Below are 19,861 nucleotides of genomic sequence, written 5' to 3'. Positions count from 1 at the left end.
CACCAACCATCAGTTCTCTGAGACAGTGATATAAGTCGCTACTAGTATTCCTTCAAAGCCGATATATAATTCGTTCAACTAAACTATGTTTTGTATTATAAAACTATATTAAAAAAATTGTCAACAAAAATTTTTTATCCCGTGTTAATGAGCAGTAAAATTCCTACCTCAAAATTCGGTTGGAGTAAAGAAGTGAGAGGGGAGATTAACTGCCCGTAACTCCCGATTGGTGAAGGCTAATAATCAGTGGGGATGAACGAAATCTCCACTGATTAAAGTTTCACTTTATTTCACTTCTAAATTAACAGTTAAATTAGAGGTATTGCCAGCTGCATCAGTTGCTACAATGTGAATAGTATTTTTTCCTTCTTGTAATTGAGTACGATCGAAATAAATGTCATAGCTTTTCTCCCAAGGGTTCAGGAATGCCTGGTCCCATACACCATTTCCATTAATTTCATATTGCATTCTCACTGGAATACCAGGTGCTATCCAACCAGATTCTGACATCCAATCTAGTAGAATATCATCAACTTTTCCTTTAATTACGAGATTTTCTTGGTCAACTTCGTATGTTAACTTAGGTGCAGTTCGATCAAGAAATACAGCAGCTGTTTGTTTTGTTTCTCCGCCAGAATTAGAAGCAACTGCTTCGATTTGATATAGCCCGTCAGCTAAAGGAGTGCCATCGGCTTTTGTACCATTCCATTTGAAAGGTTTGTATCCAGGAGTTGCATTTTTAGCTTGATGGATAATCCCTTGATACGTTACACGTTCTTTCGTAACTAAATTTGCATGCAATGTGACATCATCCACAGGCGCAACTAAATAGTAGTTGATGAGATTATCATCTAGTACGTGGTCGCCATTTGGGCTAAAAGTAGAATTAATAATTTCAAGTCCATCGATACGTTTATAATCTTTAGGATCGATACTAAATGTGAATGGAATTCGAATTTCTTCTTTTGCCCCTTGTTCTTTTACATATACATTTCCAGTATACACACCTTGTGGTAGTGAGCTATCTACATTGATAGTAAATGGTTTTTCGGTACTACTATTTGGTTGTATGCTAATCGATGAAGGGACAGAAGCTCTTACTTTTGTGTTTGTGTTTGCATCTAGTAATTCCACACGAGTTGAAAAACTTTTCTTTTTACTAGAAAGGTTTTGTAATGTAACATTTTGCGTCAGTTTTACTTTTCCGCTATTGGGCTTAATAAGACCGAAGCTGACATTGTTAGGTTTTACTAATACATTTGTTTGAGCTGCTTTCGGAATGTTAATTAAACCAGATCCTTGTGCCATAACAGGGTATGCATTTTCATTGACATCATGTAATGTTTTGGCATTGTTGGCAAGAGCCGCTTTCAATTGTTCTGTCGTCCAATCAGGATGCATTTGACGCAAGAGGGCAACCGCTCCAGCTACTTGCGGAGCAGCCATACTTGTTCCGTTATGCGATTCATAGCCGCCTCGCGGTACTGTACTAGTAATTTGTACTCCAGGTGCAACAACATCAGGCTTTATTAGCCAACTTCCTTGTGATGGTCCTCTTGAACTAAAGTTACCGATAAGTTCTGTTTGCTTTGGTTGTCCAATTTTTATATTTTTCTTTCGTTTTGTAATTAAAGTTTTTAATTCTTCCCCATTTGTGTTTGATAATTGCATTACTGGGACAGCTAGATGTTCACGTGAAAAATATTCCGGCATCATATTAATTTCTTTTTCGCTAGAGATTAATAACACACCAAGTGCACCAGCTTGCTTCGCTTGTTCTGCTTTTACTAATGTACTAGAAGTACCTTGTAAAATAAGTGCGAATTTCCCTTTCACATCTTGTTTTGCATAATCACTTGGATTGCCATAACCAACATATACAAGAGGAGAATCATTTCCTATTGGAAAATCGGATTTTGATAATGGTAACCCTTGATATGTTTTGCTGGAACCAGTTACTTGGAATGTTGGAAACGGGATAGAAACCGTAGATGCTCCAACAGAAATGACACTACTTGCGTTACCGGGAGCATCAACAGACCAAGGTTTTGGTCCGTCATTTCCATTTGAAACGACAGCAGTAACACCAAGTTTCGCTGCCCGTTCTAACGTTAATGTTACAGGCTGATCAGGTACATTTAAATCCTGCCCAAGGGAGAGGTTTAACACATCCGCACCATCTTGAATTGCTCGCTCAATTCCTTGGATAATATCATCTGTTGTACCAGTGCCACCGTCATTCATTACACGATAGGCTAGAATAGAAGCGTTTGGAGCAACGCCTTTAATTTTTCCGTTACCCGCAATAATTCCAGCTACATGAGTACCATGTACGTTACCATCCATTGGATCGTTATCTTCATCAACCGTGTCATATCCACCGATATAATTTGCCTTTAGGTCAGGGTGTGTATAGTCTACGCCAGAGTCGATAATGGCTACTTTCATGCTTTTTCCATCAAGCGGTTTGCCAAATGGATCTTTTAAATTCCACGCTTCAGGTGCACCAATTGTCGGTCCACCGATATTTGGTGCTTCTTCGTTAGTAGCACTTTTTGATGTTTCATGCAATTTATATGTTAAGTTCGGATAGACTGCTTTTACTTCAGGTAAAGAGGCAAGAGAGGTAATTTGATCTCCAGGAATTGAAATAGAGAATCCGGAAAATAACGTATTATACACTTCTTTAATTTTTGCACCAGGTGCTTTTTCTTTTATTTTCTTAGTCGTATCTTCTTGTGCTTTTTTGAGCTCAGCATGATAAGACTGTGCATTACTATTTTGTAAATCTGGAGCATGCTGAATATTACTTTGAGCAGCGAGAGGTGCATGTTGTAATTCTACAATTACTGATATTTCTTTTGTTGTTTTCGTTTCAACATTTTGAGCGATTTTATGTTCTCCCCACTGTTCAATCGTTGTTTTTAATTGTGGACTAAATTGCTTCTCCTTTTGTAGTGATTCAGCATGAGCACTTAAAGCTCCAAAACTAGAAAAGACAAGCGCCATGCTTAATAGTGTAGATGTAGTTTTTTTCATTGATACTCCCCCTAATAAAAAGTGCCAATATTCAGAAATGTAATCTTACATTTTAGTTAGAACTTATAAATATAAATGTTGGCTAAACTATACTTTCGACATAATTCATACCAATCCTCTATGAATTGAAAATTTCTTGGGGAATTTTTTCTGATTATGTCGAATCGATATTTTTCACATATTGTAGGAAGAAAGTGAGGAATGCTATGAGGGAAATGGAGTGATGGTATGAAAAGGCTAATAGTAAGTGGTAGTGTAGTGTTGTTTATGTTTTTATGTTCTATCGCTATTACTAGCGCAGAAAATAATAGTGTGAAAGTTGCTTTTATTCGTCATCATAACCTTTGGATTAAAGTTGATGGGAAAGAAAAACAACTTACAAAAGGAGAGAACATAACAGGGCCAAAGTGGTCACATGATGGAGAATGGCTGGCATATGTAAAAGGGGAGAAACAAAATATTCTTGAGTTATATCGGCTGAAAGATGGAAAGAAAGTTACGCCGTTTCACTCAGAAGCATCGAATTATCAATGGTCACCAACAGAAAATATAATTGCATTTATATTTACAGGTACATTGAATACATTTGATGTAGAAAAAAAGAATGCAGATTTTGAAAATGTATCGGCTGGTGTGGGAGATTATGCATGGTATCCTGATGGAAAGAACTTTCTTGTATCCTCTGAAGCGCACTTACTTCCAACAGGATGGACAGGGGCTCAGCTATATGAAGTGCAAAAAGATGCACATATGAATCCTCACAAAATGAAGCATTTGTATGCATTGCCAAATGAACATGATGATTTTCTAGCGCTAGTAGCAAGTGGCTTTAAGTGGTCACCAGATCAAAAGTGGATTTCATTTTTAGCGGTACCGACAGCTTCATGGTCAGCTGATAGTAATACGCTTTGCTTAGTTCGAGCAGATGGTAGTCGGTTTGAAATAGTAGATCAAATGCTATTAAATACAGAATGGTTCAAATGGGCGCCATCAAAAAACATATTGGCTTATATTGAAGGAAGCGGGAGAGTTGCATTAGAGAATAAACATTTAAAAATAAAAGAACTGCCAGTACTCCAGCAGCAAACATTTACGCCGAAAGGATATGTGGATTGGGATTTTACATGGAAGAACAATAATGTAATTATCGTTTCACGAGCAAAAGAGGGAGGGTTTGAAACTCTGCCAGAAAAAAGGCCATTCCCATCTTTATATGAGATAAATAGCACAAGCGATAAACAATATCAAATTACAAAGTCATCTAATAAGCAAGGCGATTATCATCCAATTTTCATGAAGAAGAGCAATCAATTAATATGGATACGTTCAGATCGTAAGAAAGCTGATATATGGATAGCTCATAGTGATGGAAAACATGAAAAGAAGTGGATTGAAAATGTAGATGTACCAGAGTGGTATTATGAGAAATGGAATTGGGAAAATGTTATCTCGGTGAAAGAAGAATAAAAAACTGCCTAAAAGATTGTTTTAGGCAGTTTTTTACTGTTATTTATGTGTTTTATTTGGCTTTTTTTTCGCTGGGTTTCCGTTCCCTTGGCGCTTTCTATTTTGTTCATCTTTTGCTTGTTTTTCATGTAGTGTATCTAAAAATTCATTCGAGTTACTCATGTTTATATCTCTCCTTTCATTTTGTCATGATTACTATAACCATTTAGGAGGATAATCATGAGTTAGAAGTTAGGCACTTAATTTTCTTCGATAATGTAAGTAAAATATTCCATACATAACAAATAGCATGAGTAAAACTTGTAACTCTACATTTTCTTTTAAAATAGCTGCGATAGTGTCTGGTAAGTACGGTGATTTATCGTTTGTGCTTAAACCTAACCATTTATTTAAGAGGCTAATGGTACAAAACATAAAAACACCGGACCAGCTTGCCGTAATTGCTTTTTGCTTAATTTTTGTTTCACGTTCATCATCTGTAATCCAAGGATTAGCAGTTTTATCACTACTAAAGAAGCCGTTTATATATCCCCATACAATCATTCCAATAAAGACAATTATCCATTTCATATATGTAATTCTCCTTTCTATGTAAAAAGTTTTTTACATAGAATATTGTAATATTTTACAAAGTTTCATGTCAAATGTTTTTTACATATTGGTTTTCATATAGCAGGAATAAAGTATGAGATAGGGAAGAAATATGTAAGAGGATTTCATAATGAGAGGAGGAAGGGGATGAAAATCGTCTTTGTTCGGCACGGGGAAGGAGAACATACAAGGGATTTGCCATCAAGTTTAAAAGTGCTTCATCCGCCATTGACGGATGAAGGAAGGAATCAGGCTAAATTACTTCAATGCAATGTGCCATTACAAGAGGCGGATATATTAATTGCTAGTCCTACACTTAGAACTTTGCAAACGGCGACAATATGGAGTGCGAAAGTTGCTTGTCAAAAAATCGTTCATCCATATGTATCTCCGCGTATTTTTCCTTATCGAGAAGGAGCAAAAACATTACCATGTGACCACATAGTAGATCAGGGGGTAATAACAAATTTACTTCCACATTTTTCGATAGAGAAAAGTACAAATAAACAGCTATGGACGGAAGGTATAAATACTATTTCAGAGAATCGTTTTCAGCAAATCGTAGATGAATTTCTTCTTTGGTGTTGTGAGCTAGGCGCTGAAAGAATTTGCATTGTATCTCACGACGGGACAATTACAGCATATAGGCAATATTTACAGAAAGTCGTTTTAACTAGATCTGATTTTTTGCAAGAAGCGGGTATATATGAAATGGATGTATCCCTTAAAATTTTGATTGAGGAGATCTAATTATAGGATGGTGGGTGTATGTTGAATGTTGCACTAGTAGTTGGTTTTAATTCGGATTTAGAGGCGCAATCAATCCGAGCATCTCTTGAATATTTTGGTGCAAGGGTTGTGACATATTGGATTGGTAGACCGAAAGATTTTGTGGAAGTTCTTTCTGGAAAGAACTTATTTAACGATATTAATTATATTATTTTTTGCTTTCATGGTGAAGAAGGGAAGTTTGTCATGGAAGAGTTAGGCGAAGAAGTATATGAACAAGATGAACCGAGAGGGTATTTTGGTACAGAAGAAATTTATAAATATGCAAAATTGCATAATACACATATTGTAAATAGCGGGTGCACGTTAGGGGAGCAAAATCTAGCAAAATCTTTTTTACATAGTGGTGCGAAATCATATATTGGATCGATTGATTATGTAGATGGAAATGCAGCACTTATGTTTACTATACGCTTATTTTATGGGGTTATTAACCATGGGAAAACGTTAGAAGAAGCCTTTCAAGAAGCGAGTTTAATTGATGAGGAGACACATACATTTCGATTCTATAATTAGCGTGAAACACGTTTATTCTATATTCGAATAAACGTGTTTCACATTTAACTCACATTTTTTTTACATTTTTTTTCAATGAAAATGGTTATCACTTGTGGTATGATATGTTCAAGTTTTTACAGGTAATAAAAGTTACTATATAAACGTTAGTTTTTAATGTTTCATACGCATGTCACAGATTATTCATAATTAACGTTTGAAAAATAAGTAACTAATGCTATTATATTATCTGTAACTAACTTAATTACAACTTTAGGAGGAAGATATGGTTATTCAATTTTTAAGAGAAAACAAAGCAGTTTCTTTTGCATTAGCAGTAATTCGAGTATATCTTGGTTACACATGGTTAATGGCTGGAATCGGTAAACTACAAGGAAAAGGATTCGATGCAACAGGTTATTTGCAAGGGGCAATTGAAAAATCTAAAGGTGCACAACCGGCTGTTCAATCTTGGTGGGCATCATTCTTACAAGAATTTGCAATTCAAAATGTAGATTTGTTTAATACACTTGTAACATGGGGAGAAATTTTAGTCGGAATTGGTTTAATTGTAGGCTGTTTAACAAAAACAGCGGTCTTTTTTGGTCTTGTAATGAACTTTTCCTATATGTTTAGTGGGTCAATTGGTGTGAACCCTGAGATGGTTATCTTATCTATGTTTGTTCTTGTTTCCGGTATGAACGCTGGGAAATTTGGAATGGATGGCTTCGTTATCCCGAAAGTATTAGGATCAAAAACTCCAAAACGCCAAAAGCAAGCTGCTTAATATATGAAAACGGGTATCTCATTTTGAGATACCCGTTTATGTTATTTTTCAACTTTAATCGGATTATTCTTAAAGAAATCTTTTACATACCCGACAAATTCTTGTGGTTCTTGGCGAAATGGTGCATGATAACCTTTTTCAATAATATGTAAAGTGCTATTTTTTAAGAATTGATGATACGTTTCTCCTTCTTTCCAGGAAACGCTACTATCATTTCTGCCCCATATAATTAAAGTTGGCTGTTTTATTTCATTTGCATTAATTTTAAGACGTCTAGGCCATAATTTCATTTTATTATAATGCTCTTCATCATTACGTTTGAATTTCACTTTGCTTTCATCATAATCTGTAATAGAAGAAACGGCATTTAAATCAGTCGACAATTGTGGTTTTGGTGAGCCTTGTTTATTAACGAATGTATGAGGGCCACCTGTAGCATCAGTTAAAATAAGGTGAGTAACTGCTTCAGGATATAAATATGTTAAATTTAGAGAAATTTCTCCCCCCATGGAATGCCCCAGTATTGCGAATGAATCATACCCTAGTTTTTTCATTAATTTATAATACAAATTTGCATGAGTTGGAAAAGAATAATAAAAATCCATTGGCTTAGATGAGCGCCCGAATCCTAAAGCATCTACAGAAATAATTGTATGATCTTTTGCTAAATCGGAGTAAATCTTTTGAAAACCATCTGATGACCCTCCAAAGCCATGAATCATAAGTAAAGGTGGTTTTTCATTACCAATCTTTTTAAAGTAAATGGTTTGACCATCTATTTCTACCATTTTTTCCTCGGTAGCTAGTTTCGCTGTAATTGTATTTTTAACTTGTTTTACTTGTTCTACTGGCTTTTCTGCTGCACTACATCCTACTAATAGTGTAAGAGTAAGACAACCTACCATAAAATAGCTAAATCGCTTCAATTAGGTGTCTCCTTTCTAACATAACGCTGTATCTATCATAGCAAATAGCATATTACGATTTCCAGGAAGTTGGCTACCATTTTTTATCATAAGAGGTGAAAGGAGCGTTTCTTGGAAATTTTCTGTTTGAAGAAATTGACGAAATGTAAATTGTGAGTGTGGAACATCAATTCGTACTATACCATTCCAACATTCACATATCTTTTTTAATAATTGGATAGCATCTTCTTCTTGCTTGGCGATAAGTGGATGGATACATAATATATTGCCCTTTTGTATGCATAATGAAAAAGCTTCTATACAGTTATTTCTTTCAATTTTAAAAGAGTATACGGCCCTTGGTAATAGCAAAGAGTAAAGTAGAGAACGATTCATACCAGTTGCAATTTGATCCAGAGAAGTAAGAGATATAAGGTCTTCTTCTTGTACTTGTTGTAAGTGAGAAGGATACGTCTTAATAGTCTGCTTTTCAAAACGATGAATCGTTGTTGCTGTTTGAAATCCACATGATGTGTATAGAGGTTCGCCAGCTTTTGTCGCAATAAGTGCAATGGGTTGTTTTGGATGAATTTGTTCCAAGCAATGATTTAGCAACATGCGCCCTAATCCGCGTCCTTGAAAATTAGGGTGAACGATTAACATACCAATGGAAGCGAAGTTACTTGGAAAGGGAAATACTCCTCCAGTCGCAATGAGTTTGTTTTCATGAATGTAACCTACAAGTGTGCCGATAGAAAGATACATTTCGAATTGTTTTTTCATAAAAATTTCATCGTGTAACCATCCAACAGATTTGCAAAGATTAAGTAATTCAAAAATAAAAGACTCATTTAGCTTTACTATTTTCATAAAGGCTCACCGCATTTCTATTTATTTTCATAAAAATAGAGTCAAAATGTAAAAAAAGAGATTTACGTTAAATGAAATCCAACTTGTTTATATTTAAATTGTAAAGGGCGGGATGATTGATACAAAAAGACAAAGTTATACAAATTATAACTGATATTTACATAAGTTAACAAAAAATTTACATACAGCTAATTTTCTCTTAATAGTCTTCCATTAAATTTGATAGTGGGAAATGAATAACCTAATTAGGGGGACAAGACAGTGAAAAAGTTTGTGAAAAAAGCATGGCCATTTGCAGTTGTGGCATCATTAGCAGTTACTTCGGTAGCAACATGGAATTTTACTCGTTCTAGTGAGGTTAATGCAGATGAGAACGGAAGCAATGCAAAGATTAAAAATGTTATCGTATTAATTGGGGATGGTATGGGCCCTTCATATATGACGGCTCACCGTTATATGAAAGATAATCCAAAAACCTTTGAAATGGAATCTACAGAATTTGATAAGCATCTTGTAGGAACACAAAAAACATACCCAGAAGATGAACATGAAAATATTACAGACTCTGCATCGGCAGCAACAGCTATGTCAGCAGGGATTAAAACATATAATGCTGCAATTGCAGTTGATAATGATAAAGCGGAAGTGAAAACAGTTCTTGAGCAAGCGAAAGAAAAAGGGAAATCAACGGGACTCGTTGCAACTTCTGAAATTACACATGCAACACCAGCTGCTTTCGGTGCGCATGACATTAGCCGTAAAAATATGGACGCAATTGCAAATGATTATTTTGATGAGAAAATTAAAGGGAAGCATAAAGTAGATGTTATGCTTGGCGGCGGCGTAAAGAACTTTGTTAGAAAAGATCGTAATCTTACAGAAGAGTTCAAGAAATCTGGTTATAGCTATGTAACGGATCGAGATCAATTGTTAAATGATAAAAATGATCAAATTCTTGGTTTATTTGCACCAGGTGGATTAGATAAAATGATTGACCGTAATGAGAAAACACCTTCATTAGAAGAAATGACTAATGCAGCAATTGAGCGTTTGAACAAAAATAAAAATGGTTTCTTCTTAATGGTGGAAGGAAGTCAAATCGACTGGGCTGGACATGATAATGATATTGTTGGTGCAATGAGTGAAATGGAAGACTTCGAAAAAGCTTTCAAAGCAGCGATTGAGTTTGCGAAAAAAGATAAAAATACGTTAGTTGTTGCAACGGCAGATCACGCTACTGGTGGATTATCTTTAGGTGCCAATGGCGAGTATAACTTTAAAGTAGATCCAATTAAAGCTGCAAAGCGTACACCAGACTTTATGGCAAATGAGATTGCAAAAGGTGCAAATGTAGAAGAAACATTGAAAAAGTATATTGATTTACAATTAACTCCAGAAGAAATTCAAGCTGTAAATGATATAGCTCCTTCAAAAGATGTAACAAAGATTGATAATGCAATTGAAGATATTTTCAATAAGCGCTCGGTTACAGGCTGGACAACGGGTGGACATACAGGGGAAGATGTGAACGTATATGCATTTGGTCCAGGTAAATACTTGTTCTCTGGCGTTCAAGAGAATACAAATATAGCGAAACGTGTCTTTGATATTGTTGGCGGCGGCGATCCGAATAAAGGAAGACGCTAATTAAGAGCGAAAGTGAGGCGAAATGCCTCACTTTTCTTTTTAGGAGTTGGGAATATGAAAAATTTATTTAGGAAATTAAGATTCCTTTTAGTATTTGTAGTATTACTAGTTGGATGTCAACAAGAAGAGAATAATGTAGAACAAAAATTTACTACTAAAAAAACTGAGGAAAAGGTACAAATAACAAAAGAAGAAGAGAGATCTATTCAAGATGTTATTCATACATTTGTGCGAACGACGAATGAAAAAAATCTTGCAGAACATATGGAGTTATTTTCAAAGAAGATGCCTAGTGCTGAAGACTTAAAAACACAAAAAGAAGCCGCATTTCAAAAGGGAAATAAGAAAATTGAATTGGAACATATAGATATGAAAGTTAGTAAAGTAGGGTATGTTATTGTTGAAACGAAAGAAAAGGAAGTAGACGACAGTATCACTCTTCAAAAGAAAGTACAGTATGCCCTTGGAAAAGAAGAGGATAAATGGAAGATTGAAGAGGTTCGAACAATAGAGAAAAAATAACGTGAAACTTTAATAAGTGTAGGAGTCGTACTTCCCAAAATGGTAGAAAAAAGGTTCTCATTGGCGAGAACCTTTTTTTATAGTGGTAGCATAATTTGATTTGAGCATGCCTCAATATCATCAATATCTTGACGGATTGTGGCCATTTTATTATCAAGATCTTCAGCTTTCATTGCTGCATCATGTAGTTCATCTTTTAAATACTCCGGTATTTTCCCTTCATATTTATAATAAAGTTTGTGTTCTAAACTTGCCCAAAAGTCCATTGCTAGTGTACGTAACTGAATTTCTGCAAATACATCTTTTGTACCAGAATTTAGTGATAAAGGGTATTTAATAATCATGTGTAAACTTTTATATCCGTTTCGTTTTGGGTTAGCGATATAATCTTTTACTTCTATGACTTCCATATCTTCGCGTTTTTGAATGACTTCTTTCAAATGATAGATATCTTCTACGAAGCAACATGTAATACGAATACCAATAATATCTTGTAAATGTGTTTGAGCGTTTTCAACTGTTGGTAATAAGCTTTTGCGCTCTAGTTTTTTAATAATACTTTCAGGTTGTTTTAGTCTTGTTTTTATATGTTCAAACGGGTTGTAATCCTCTAGAAATTGAGCTTCCCGGTTCATAATTTCAAATTTAGTTTTTAACTCTTCTAAAGCAAATGTATATGGTAATACAAAAGCTTTCCAGTAGTTAACTGTTGATTGATTATATTCCATTTATATACACACCTTTTCCTATTTGCAAGTGAGGTCGTTATTATACTAAATACCAAATCATATAAGCGCAAGCAGCAAATGATGAGATCATAAAGCGATATTTAGTTTTCATACTTTCAACTCCTTTCGAGTAAGATTTTATATAAATAAACGTGATTGTTAATAAGTTCACTATGTACAGTTTCTATAGTAATAGATTCGTGTGAATTTCGTATGAACTAATTGTTTCAGCTTTTTGTCTTTTTTGCTGTTAATCATAATTATTATTCGGATTTAAAGTGTTTTTATTTGATTTATCTATTTGTATAAATTAATGTATATTTGAATTTATAGTTATTGAGGAGGATATATGGTGAACTTTGAAGAATTAGCAATTGCTAGACGTTCTGCAATGAAATTTATACAAGGTATAGAAATCCCTAATGAGGATTTTAAAAAAATATTTGAGTTAACTAAGCTTTCTCCATCTTGCTATAATTTGCAGCACACACATTATGTTGTAATTCGTGATCAAGAGCGAAAAGAAAGATTAAAAGAATTAGCTTTCGGTCAATATAAAGTATCGAGTGCATCAGCGGTAGTGCTCGTTTGTGGTGATAAAAAAGCATACCAAAATGTTGAAAATATTTACTTCGGTATGAAAGTTTTAAAAATGATTGATGAATGTGAATATGAAGATACAATTAGGCAAACGAAAGGTTTATATGAAGGAAAAGGAGAGCGTTTCATGGAGGATGAAGCGATTAGAAATGCTTCGTTAAGCGCGATGACTTTTATGTACGCAGCTAAATATTATGGCTATGATACATGTCCAATGATTGGTTTCGATGAAAAAGCAGTACAAAGTGAATTAAATATGCCGGAGCATATAGTACCTGTTTTAATGATTACGATAGGAAAAAGTGATATGACTAAAACTCGCCCACGAGGATATCGAAAGCCGATTAGTGAATTTGTTACATACGAATCGTTTTAATAAAGTGAAACTTTTAATTAGTGGGGGTCTTACTGCCCGTTAATGCGGGAGAAAATTGATTTAACTATAAAAACAAGGGGATTCTAAATGGAATCTTCTTGTTTTTGCAATTGACAAATAGAATGAAGTTTTATAATATATAAATCGTAATCATTACGTTTTAGTTGCGATCTTTGAAAGAAAGGAGAATTAAATATGCGTGTAAATATTACATTAGCTTGTACGGAGTGCGGCGATCGTAATTACATTTCTAAGAAAAATAAACGAAACAATCCAGAACGCATCGAACTAAAAAAATATTGTCCACGATTAAAGCGAGTAACGTTACATCGTGAGACGAAGTAAAAGACTAGAAATATCTCTAGTCTTTTTTTTATAGTTACTTGGTTTTTTTGCTATAATTACCTTAAAATGTAATAAAGGGAGCGGTATGATGAATCAAAAAGATAAAGAAAGAAAAGAGCGAGTGGCTCATATTATTAACATTCCAGATGAATATAGTCTTGTTGTAGATGATCAAGAAGGGGTTGATGACCCATATCATCTATTATGGTGGGAGCATAAAGAGGATCAGGAGAGAACGATACAAATTACATTGAATAGACATACTGGTAATTTAATTGAATTTAGGATAGATGATGGAAATTATTTTTCGAGTGATAAGGAAGTTATAGAGGAGAATAGGGTAAGAGAGATTGCAAATGTATTTATAAAAAAACACGTGGAAGAAGGATTAGAGTTTTATACATATGTAACTATCCAGGATGATTGGCGTGGCTGGAAAGAAATAAATTATATGCAAGAAGTAAATGGATATCCATTACCGGATACAGGATGTGTGGTGCAAGTGCATCCTTCAGGGAATGTTGTGAATTTTCATTATAACGGACGAGAAAGCATAAAAGAAAAGCCGTTATGGCCAAGTGAGATTGTTGAGGAGAATATCGTTTTAGACAACTTAAAGGCTAAACAAGATATGAGGCTTGTATTTGTAGATTTAACACATTCTTTATGTAAATATGAAAATGGAGAAGAAGTAAAAGGGTACCACCTTGTGTATGTACCAGAACCTAGTCATGTATTTATTGATGCAAGTACAGGTAAAGATTTATTTGGACCAGATCATTATAAATTACCGCCAACAGTGGCTGTTAGAAAACAAAAAAGGGGTAGCCAACGAGGTGACGTATTCGAATTATTTGACTGGAATAAAGAAGGTTTTACAAAAGTAGCTGAGACGGAAAATGATGATGAAATAAGGATGAAATTTGTTCCGAAAGAGGAATTACAAAAACAGAAAGAAGAAAAGAATCCATATTTAATGAATGAATTCTTTAACAAGCATTTACCGATGTTGAAATATAATAATTTAGTTAGCGTTACAATTGATAAATTAACCAATGAATTAACTGGTTTTATAAAACTGACAGATGATAAAGAAGTAAAGCAAATACTGTCTAGAGAGGAATGTTTACAAAAAGCACTTCAATTTTTAGAACGAGTTATTCCAGATATCAAACAATATCTGCGTCTTTGGGAGGAACGTGAAGCAGAAGAAGATGGGATTGAAAGATTTATCTTTTCTGTATATATAAATGATATTCCGGCAGAGTATAACCAATTTATGATCAACATCAATGCAGAAAATGGTGCTGTTATGCACTACTCGGGGGAGTCTAGCAACTTTATAAAAAAATTACTTACATATGAAACAACACCAAAAGTAACAAAAGAAAAAGCGTTAGAAATATACAGAGAGGCTATCCGAGTTAAATTAGAATGGTTTGTAGATCATGATGCAGAGGAAACGAAATACAAACTACTGTACAAACAAACGACAGATGAAAAATATAAAGAACCTTTTGATTGTAGTCGGGAAATTCGTTATATTGATGCCCAAACTGGGAGAAAGATTTGGAGTAAGTAAAATAAAAAGAGTTATTTTTCAAAGAAAATAACTCTTTTTATTTTTATAATTTGCCTGTTCGCTTTTCAAAAGTAAATGTGATAGGAAGATTGGAATGAGAACTATCACTTTTAAATATTACTTTCCATTCTTTAGTATGGGCTTTAATTTCAAAATTAAGAAGATTTATCGCTCTACGTTTATCTATTTCTAAAAACATATTATGAATTTCTGGTTCTTGCTGTAAATTAAGAGCCTTTAGTGTGACTGTAAATGTGAAAAAATTCTGCCCTTCATATACTATTTTTGATATTTTTGTTTTTTGTGTATTTAACAGCACATAAAAACGGTCTGATGGAGTTAATTGTACAGAGTCATCAGTAATTTCATTCTCGCTATTATGAAGTTCAACTAAGAAAGATGTACTATGGGAAGAATCTTTTTTGCTTGTAATCTGTAATTCAGTAGGAATCATCGGTATTTCATAAAAGTCATTCCTTATTATGTTATTGTAATCCTCTGAAAATTTACGGACTTCTTTTGGAAAAGAGTCTTCTTGTGTACTTAAAAAAGTTTTATGTTGCTTTGGAATTTTTTTACTAAAATTTAATGTTTCTTTAAAGTAATAATTGGATCCAGTTAAAAATAAAAAACTACAAATTAATAAAAAAATTCGATACAGATTTTGAAAATGAAAGAACAATAGTATACATGTAATAATTCCAATTACATAGAAAATAAAGATAAGTAGTTCTAGTTTTGAGTGAAACGAGAAACCATAGTTATGAAAAAATTTTATTCCAGTTATAATTTGAGCTCCAAAAAATAAAGAAATTCCAAATTGAAAAAATAATAAATCAGGCCCTCTTTTAATAACAAAAGTAATGAACGAAATGAAAAGTAAAAATACTCCTAAATAAATTGTTACATTTAATAATCGTTCTAATGTAATCATGAATAATGTCCCCTTTAATAGCATATTCATATATAAATAACAATTTTATATAATTATAATATAACAATAAATTATTTTAAATGTTGGAAGTGTTGAGTTTTATAAATAAACTGTACAGACACAAACAACCTCACGCCCACATACACATAATAAAGACCACTATTTTGGCGGAGGTGAAAGGTTTGAGTCTATTCGCCGCAATTGGATATATGGTTCGAGAAGTGTTTGTCTTTGTTTCTTATGTGAAGAATAATGCGTTCCCGCAGCCGTTATCATCAGATGATGAGAGAAAGTACTTAGAGTTAATGGAGCAAGGTGATGCTCAAGCGAGAAATCTTTTAATTGAACATAATTTACGGCTTGTAGCTCATATCGTTAAAAAATTTGAGAACACAGGAGAAGATGCAGAAGATTTAATTTCAATTGGTACGATCGGGCTCATTAAAGCGATCGAGAGCTATTCTGCTGGAAAGGGAACGAAGCTTGCGACGTATGCAGCACGCTGTATTGAAAATGAAATTTTGATGCATTTACGTGTACTAAAGAAAACGAAAAAAGATGTTTCACTTCATGATCCGATCGGGCAAGATAAAGAGGGCAATGAAATATCGCTTATTGATATATTAAAATCAGAGTCTGAAGATGTAATTGATATGATTCAGCTTAGTATGGAGTTAGAAAAAATTAAAGAGTATATCGATATTTTAGACGAAAGAGAAAAAGAAGTGATTGTGAAACGTTTTGGACTTGGGCTAGATAAGGAGAAAACACAGCGGGAAATCGCTAAGGCGCTTGGTATTTCTAGAAGCTACGTATCACGGATTGAAAAGCGTGCTTTAATGAAAATGTTCCACGAGTTTGTAAGGGCAGAGAAAGAGAAAAAAGCGAAAGAGTAAAGTGTATTAGAAGCAGCCATATTTAAAATGGGCTGCTTTTCTTATTGTAAATAAGAAAAGAAAACGCGTTATGCTAAGAAGAAATACATGTTCACTGTTGAAAATGACGGATTCTATCTGTAATATTAGAAGGTGCTAAATAATTTAAGAATAATACCATACTTAGTTTTCTGTATGTATAATAAGGCTGCTTTATATGATATGTGGGAATAAGAACTAATTTTACATATGATATAGAAAGAAAAGAAGGGAAAACTAAAGTTATAGACTGATTAGGGGGTTTCGCAATTTGCGACGTACATTATATCGACTTATGATAGAACTTACAAATGGTCGCTTTACTTCTTATATATTACGTAAATTTGCACAATCTCGTTTGAGCTCTATCATTATTCCATCGTATGCGAAAGTTTTTCAAATTAATCAAGATGAGATGGAAAAGGGTTTGAAGGAATATAGAACATTGCATGAATTATTTACGCGTAAGCTAAAAGAAGGAAAGCGTAGTATTGATACAGATGCATCGAGTATCGTTAGTCCTGTTGATGGTGTTTTTGCAGATCAAGGTCCTATTGAGGATACAAAAACATTTGATATTAAAGGAAAGCGCTATTCAATTGTGGATATGCTAGGTAATGAAGAACGTGCAACGCGATATGCAGGCGGTACATATATGGTAATTTATTTGAGTCCAAGTCATTATCATCGCATTCATAGTCCGCTTTCTGGTTCTGTGACTGAAAGATTTGTACTCGGTAGAAAATCATATCCGGTAAATGCAGCTGGTATGGAATACGGGAAAGAACCACTGTCAAAAAATTATCGTTCTGTTACAGAAGTAAGCAGTGATGGCGAGCATATGGCTCTTGTAAAAGTAGGTGCCATGTTTGTTAATAGTATTGAGCTTTTGCATGAGAGAGACACTGTTCAAAAAGGTGAAGAAATGGCATACTTTACATTTGGTTCAACAGTTGTGTTATTGTTTGAAAAAGATATGATAGAAGTAGTGCAGGAATTAAAGAGTGGACAAGAGCTTCGTCTTGGTCAAAAAATAGCTACTCGCTTAGCTCATAAATAAAGAAAAGCTTTTATAACCGTAAGTAAGAGTTATGGGCAAAGATACTTAATGATGAAATCCCCTAGATGGGAGTACTTGTTTATTCGAGAGCCATCGTAGGATGGCTCTTTTTACAGGGCATCCAATAAATTATCCTTTAACTGTTTAATTGGTAAGGGCTGATTAAACTTTCACTTTATATGTAATCAAGATGATTTGACAAGCTTGTCCTCTAATGAGCGTCTAATGATTTCTTGTTTTATAAGTAAAATGAAGTCGGGATTTAATTTTAGTTCTTTTGCTTTATAATAAGACTCAGTGAGTAACTCAGTGGATAACTGTTCCATATGTTTTGTTTTCAAGGTGAGTCACCTCCTAATAATATAAGGATTGATTCGTTGATGCATTTAATGTACCAAAAAAATATGACAGTCACAAACGAGTGGTTATCCACATACCTAGGTGGATAAAGTGTGTATAGTTTGTTAGTAAATTCCAAATTAACTGAAAAATTAATGTGGAAAATGTGTACAATTTTATCCACAGGTTATATATCGAAAAATGTTGTCGAAAAATTTTATGAAAAATCCTCAAAGAGGTGAAAGAAATTGAAACTATTTTTACCAAATGAATATGTGAAAAATGTATATCATGTTCAACCAGAAGATTTAAAAAAACGTGGGATTAAAGGCGTTATTACTGACTTAGATAACACTTTAATTGAATGGGATCGTCCCAATGCAACACCGCAACTTGAAAAATGGTTCTTGGAAATGAAAGAGCAAGGCATTCAAGTAACGGTCGTTTCAAATAATAATGAGCAACGTGTAAAAGATTTTGCTGATCCATTAGGTATTCCATTTATTCATAGTGCACGTAAACCATTTGTTCGCGCATTTAAGCGTGCGATACAAGAGATGCGTTTGCAGCCAGATGAAGTTGTAGTAATTGGAGATCAGTTACTGACGGACGTGCTTGGTGGCAACCGAGTAGGCCTTCATACAATTTTAGTTGTACCGGTAGCACAAACGGACGGATTAGTAACGCGCTTTAATCGAAAAATTGAACGAAGAATTATGAAAAATATGAAGAAAAAAGGTTTAATTAACTGGGAGGAATAAAGTTTGACTGAAACAATTAAATGTATTGGTTGCGGTGTAGAAATTCAAACAGAAAATAAAAACGAAGTGGGGTATGCTCCTGCCTCATCTTTAGAGAAAGAACAAGTTATTTGTCAACGTTGTTTTCGCTTGAAGCATTACAATGAAATTCAAGATGTATCGTTAACAGATGATGACTTCCTACGCATTTTAAATGGAATTGGAAAATCAGATGCATTAGTAGTCAAAATTGTAGATATTTTTGATTTTAATGGTAGCTGGTTACCTGGCTTACATCGTTTCGTAGGGAATAATAAAGTATTACTTGTTGGAAATAAAGCTGATTTAATTCCAAAGTCAGTAAAACATGATAAAGTAAAACATTGGATGCGCTATAGTGCAAAGCAGCTAGGATTAAAACCAGAAGATGTCTTTTTAATTAGTGCAGCGAAGGGACAAGGAATCGCTGAACTAGCAGATGCTATTGAGTATTATCGCGGCGGCAAAGATGTTTATGTTGTTGGATGTACGAATGTAGGGAAATCGACATTTATTAATCGTATGATTAAAGAATTTAGTGATGAGACTGAAAATGTAATTACAACATCTCATTTCCCAGGAACAACACTTGATTTAATTGATATTCCATTGGACGAAGAGTCTTCTTTATATGATACGCCAGGTATTATTAACCACCACCAAATGGCTCATTATGTTGGAAAGCAAAGCTTAAAGCTTATTACACCAACAAAAGAAATTAAGCCGATGGTATTCCAATTAAATGAAGAACAAACGTTATTCTTTAGTGGATTGGCACGTTTTGATTATGTAAGTGGTGGTCGTCGTGCATTTACTTGTCACTTCTCGAATCGCTTAACAATCCATCGTACAAAGCTTGAGAAAGCAGATGAATTATATAAAAATCATGCCGGGGATTTACTAAGCCCACCAACGCCAGAAGAATTAGCAAATATGCCTGAGCTAGTGAAATACGAATTTAATATTCGTGAACCTAAAACGGATGTTGTATTCTCTGGATTAGGATGGGTTACTGTGAACGAACCAGGAGCAAAAATTGTTGCACACGTACCAAAAGGAGTAAGTGTTTCACTACGTAAATCTTTAATTTAA

At 34.1% G+C, this 19,861-nt stretch carries 21 protein-coding genes and 1 other annotated feature (1 of these 22 only partly in view); of the genes, 13 read left to right on the top strand and 8 right to left on the bottom strand.

Features of this window, described 5'->3' with window-relative positions; translation table 11 throughout:
* Positions 1-65 (bottom strand) — a binding site (T-box leader); it reaches 164 nt to the left of the window's first position.
* A gap of 220 nt (positions 66-285) precedes the next feature.
* On the bottom strand, positions 286-3,039 hold the full coding sequence (locus ACTFSL_RS13220) for a S8 family peptidase (RefSeq protein ID WP_440041831.1): 2,754 nt from the start codon (positions 3,037-3,039) through the stop codon (positions 286-288).
* A 228-nt stretch (positions 3,040-3,267) separates the two neighbouring features.
* On the opposite strand from ACTFSL_RS13220, the gene ACTFSL_RS13215 reads away from it, so the two are divergent.
* A complete protein-coding gene (locus ACTFSL_RS13215) occupies positions 3,268-4,506 on the top strand; it encodes a TolB family protein (protein ID WP_440041830.1) in 1,239 nt (412 codons plus the stop codon).
* 39 nt (positions 4,507-4,545) lie between these two features.
* Here ACTFSL_RS13215 and ACTFSL_RS13210 read toward each other — a convergent pair whose 3' ends face one another.
* A complete protein-coding gene (locus tag ACTFSL_RS13210; protein ID WP_000071866.1) occupies positions 4,546-4,668 on the bottom strand; it encodes a DUF4023 domain-containing protein in 123 nt (40 codons plus the stop codon).
* 69 nt (positions 4,669-4,737) lie between these two features.
* Positions 4,738-5,076: a hypothetical protein gene (locus ACTFSL_RS13205; protein WP_000871150.1), complete on the bottom strand. Its 339-nt coding sequence runs from the start codon at positions 5,074-5,076 to the stop codon at positions 4,738-4,740.
* A 168-nt stretch (positions 5,077-5,244) separates the two neighbouring features.
* On the opposite strand from ACTFSL_RS13205, the gene ACTFSL_RS13200 reads away from it, so the two are divergent.
* The 3 genes from ACTFSL_RS13200 (at position 5,245) to ACTFSL_RS13190 (ending at position 7,168) form a co-directional block, all read left to right on the top strand.
* Positions 5,245-5,847 carry a histidine phosphatase family protein gene (locus ACTFSL_RS13200; protein WP_440041829.1) on the top strand — a complete coding sequence of 201 codons (603 nt, stop codon included), beginning with the start codon at positions 5,245-5,247 and terminating at the stop codon, positions 5,845-5,847.
* An 18-nt stretch (positions 5,848-5,865) separates the two neighbouring features.
* Positions 5,866-6,402, top strand: a complete 537-nt coding sequence (locus tag ACTFSL_RS13195) for a hypothetical protein (RefSeq protein WP_000935633.1) — start codon at positions 5,866-5,868, stop codon at positions 6,400-6,402.
* Positions 6,403-6,667: 265 nt separating this feature from the next.
* Positions 6,668-7,168 (top strand): DoxX family protein, encoded by a 501-nt coding sequence (locus tag ACTFSL_RS13190; RefSeq protein WP_440041827.1) that lies wholly within the window; start codon positions 6,668-6,670, stop codon positions 7,166-7,168.
* A gap of 41 nt (positions 7,169-7,209) precedes the next feature.
* Here ACTFSL_RS13190 and ACTFSL_RS13185 read toward each other — a convergent pair whose 3' ends face one another.
* Together ACTFSL_RS13185 and ACTFSL_RS13180 are read right to left on the bottom strand one after the other, a co-directional pair.
* Positions 7,210-8,094 carry an alpha/beta fold hydrolase gene (locus ACTFSL_RS13185; protein ID WP_000819810.1) on the bottom strand — a complete coding sequence of 295 codons (885 nt, stop codon included), beginning with the start codon at positions 8,092-8,094 and terminating at the stop codon, positions 7,210-7,212.
* A gap of 15 nt (positions 8,095-8,109) precedes the next feature.
* Complete coding sequence (locus ACTFSL_RS13180) at positions 8,110-8,943, bottom strand: GNAT family N-acetyltransferase (protein ID WP_440041826.1); 834 nt, start codon at positions 8,941-8,943, stop codon at positions 8,110-8,112.
* A gap of 261 nt (positions 8,944-9,204) precedes the next feature.
* Between ACTFSL_RS13180 and ACTFSL_RS13175 the strand changes: the two genes are divergently transcribed.
* Both ACTFSL_RS13175 and ACTFSL_RS13170 read left to right on the top strand, forming a co-directional pair.
* Positions 9,205-10,590 carry an alkaline phosphatase gene (locus ACTFSL_RS13175; RefSeq protein ID WP_000714912.1) on the top strand — a complete coding sequence of 462 codons (1,386 nt, stop codon included), beginning with the start codon at positions 9,205-9,207 and terminating at the stop codon, positions 10,588-10,590.
* A gap of 54 nt (positions 10,591-10,644) precedes the next feature.
* Positions 10,645-11,112, top strand: a complete 468-nt coding sequence (locus ACTFSL_RS13170) for a hypothetical protein (protein ID WP_440041824.1) — start codon at positions 10,645-10,647, stop codon at positions 11,110-11,112.
* A 77-nt stretch (positions 11,113-11,189) separates the two neighbouring features.
* Here ACTFSL_RS13170 and ACTFSL_RS13165 read toward each other — a convergent pair whose 3' ends face one another.
* Entirely contained in the window at positions 11,190-11,840 is a 651-nt protein-coding gene (locus ACTFSL_RS13165) for a GTP pyrophosphokinase (RefSeq protein WP_000456230.1), read from the bottom strand.
* Positions 11,841-12,189: 349 nt separating this feature from the next.
* Here ACTFSL_RS13165 and ACTFSL_RS13160 point away from each other — a divergent pair, with 349 nt between their 5' ends.
* The 3 genes from ACTFSL_RS13160 to ACTFSL_RS13150 all read left to right on the top strand — a co-directional run bounded on the left by ACTFSL_RS13160 (position 12,190) and on the right by ACTFSL_RS13150 (position 14,743).
* Positions 12,190-12,816 (top strand): nitroreductase family protein, encoded by a 627-nt coding sequence (locus ACTFSL_RS13160; protein ID WP_000245983.1) that lies wholly within the window; start codon positions 12,190-12,192, stop codon positions 12,814-12,816.
* Between the two features lie 195 nt (positions 12,817-13,011).
* On the top strand, positions 13,012-13,161 hold the full coding sequence (rpmG, locus tag ACTFSL_RS13155) for a 50S ribosomal protein L33 (RefSeq protein ID WP_001265617.1): 150 nt from the start codon (positions 13,012-13,014) through the stop codon (positions 13,159-13,161).
* A gap of 85 nt (positions 13,162-13,246) precedes the next feature.
* The gene (locus ACTFSL_RS13150; protein WP_440041823.1) at positions 13,247-14,743 is read left to right on the top strand and encodes a YcdB/YcdC domain-containing protein; all 1,497 of its coding nucleotides are present in this window, start codon (positions 13,247-13,249) and stop codon (positions 14,741-14,743) included.
* Between the two features lie 43 nt (positions 14,744-14,786).
* On the opposite strand, the gene ACTFSL_RS13145 is transcribed toward ACTFSL_RS13150, so the two are convergent.
* Positions 14,787-15,707 carry a hypothetical protein gene (locus ACTFSL_RS13145; RefSeq protein ID WP_002198192.1) on the bottom strand — a complete coding sequence of 307 codons (921 nt, stop codon included), beginning with the start codon at positions 15,705-15,707 and terminating at the stop codon, positions 14,787-14,789.
* A 152-nt stretch (positions 15,708-15,859) separates the two neighbouring features.
* On the opposite strand from ACTFSL_RS13145, the gene sigK reads away from it, so the two are divergent.
* Both sigK and ACTFSL_RS13135 read left to right on the top strand, forming a co-directional pair.
* The gene (gene sigK / locus ACTFSL_RS13140) at positions 15,860-16,573 is read left to right on the top strand and encodes an RNA polymerase sporulation sigma factor SigK (RefSeq protein ID WP_000051382.1); all 714 of its coding nucleotides are present in this window, start codon (positions 15,860-15,862) and stop codon (positions 16,571-16,573) included.
* A 289-nt stretch (positions 16,574-16,862) separates the two neighbouring features.
* Positions 16,863-17,651, top strand: a complete 789-nt coding sequence (locus ACTFSL_RS13135; protein WP_001255003.1) for a phosphatidylserine decarboxylase — start codon at positions 16,863-16,865, stop codon at positions 17,649-17,651.
* A 185-nt stretch (positions 17,652-17,836) separates the two neighbouring features.
* On the opposite strand, the gene ACTFSL_RS13130 is transcribed toward ACTFSL_RS13135, so the two are convergent.
* Complete coding sequence (locus ACTFSL_RS13130) at positions 17,837-17,992, bottom strand: sporulation histidine kinase inhibitor Sda (RefSeq protein WP_000850094.1); 156 nt, start codon at positions 17,990-17,992, stop codon at positions 17,837-17,839.
* 246 nt (positions 17,993-18,238) lie between these two features.
* On the opposite strand from ACTFSL_RS13130, the gene ACTFSL_RS13125 reads away from it, so the two are divergent.
* Both ACTFSL_RS13125 and yqeH read left to right on the top strand, forming a co-directional pair.
* The gene (locus tag ACTFSL_RS13125; protein ID WP_000765314.1) at positions 18,239-18,751 is read left to right on the top strand and encodes a YqeG family HAD IIIA-type phosphatase; all 513 of its coding nucleotides are present in this window, start codon (positions 18,239-18,241) and stop codon (positions 18,749-18,751) included.
* Between the two features lie 3 nt (positions 18,752-18,754).
* The gene (gene yqeH, locus ACTFSL_RS13120; RefSeq protein WP_000140799.1) at positions 18,755-19,861 is read left to right on the top strand and encodes a ribosome biogenesis GTPase YqeH; all 1,107 of its coding nucleotides are present in this window, start codon (positions 18,755-18,757) and stop codon (positions 19,859-19,861) included.

Origin of the sequence: Bacillus cereus group sp. MYBK108-1 (assembly GCF_051917185.1) — a bacterium.
GTDB lineage: Bacteria > Bacillota > Bacilli > Bacillales > Bacillaceae_G > Bacillus_A > Bacillus_A cereus.
Note: the sequence above shows the minus strand (reverse complement) of the source record. Positions and strands in the feature narration are given on the sequence as shown.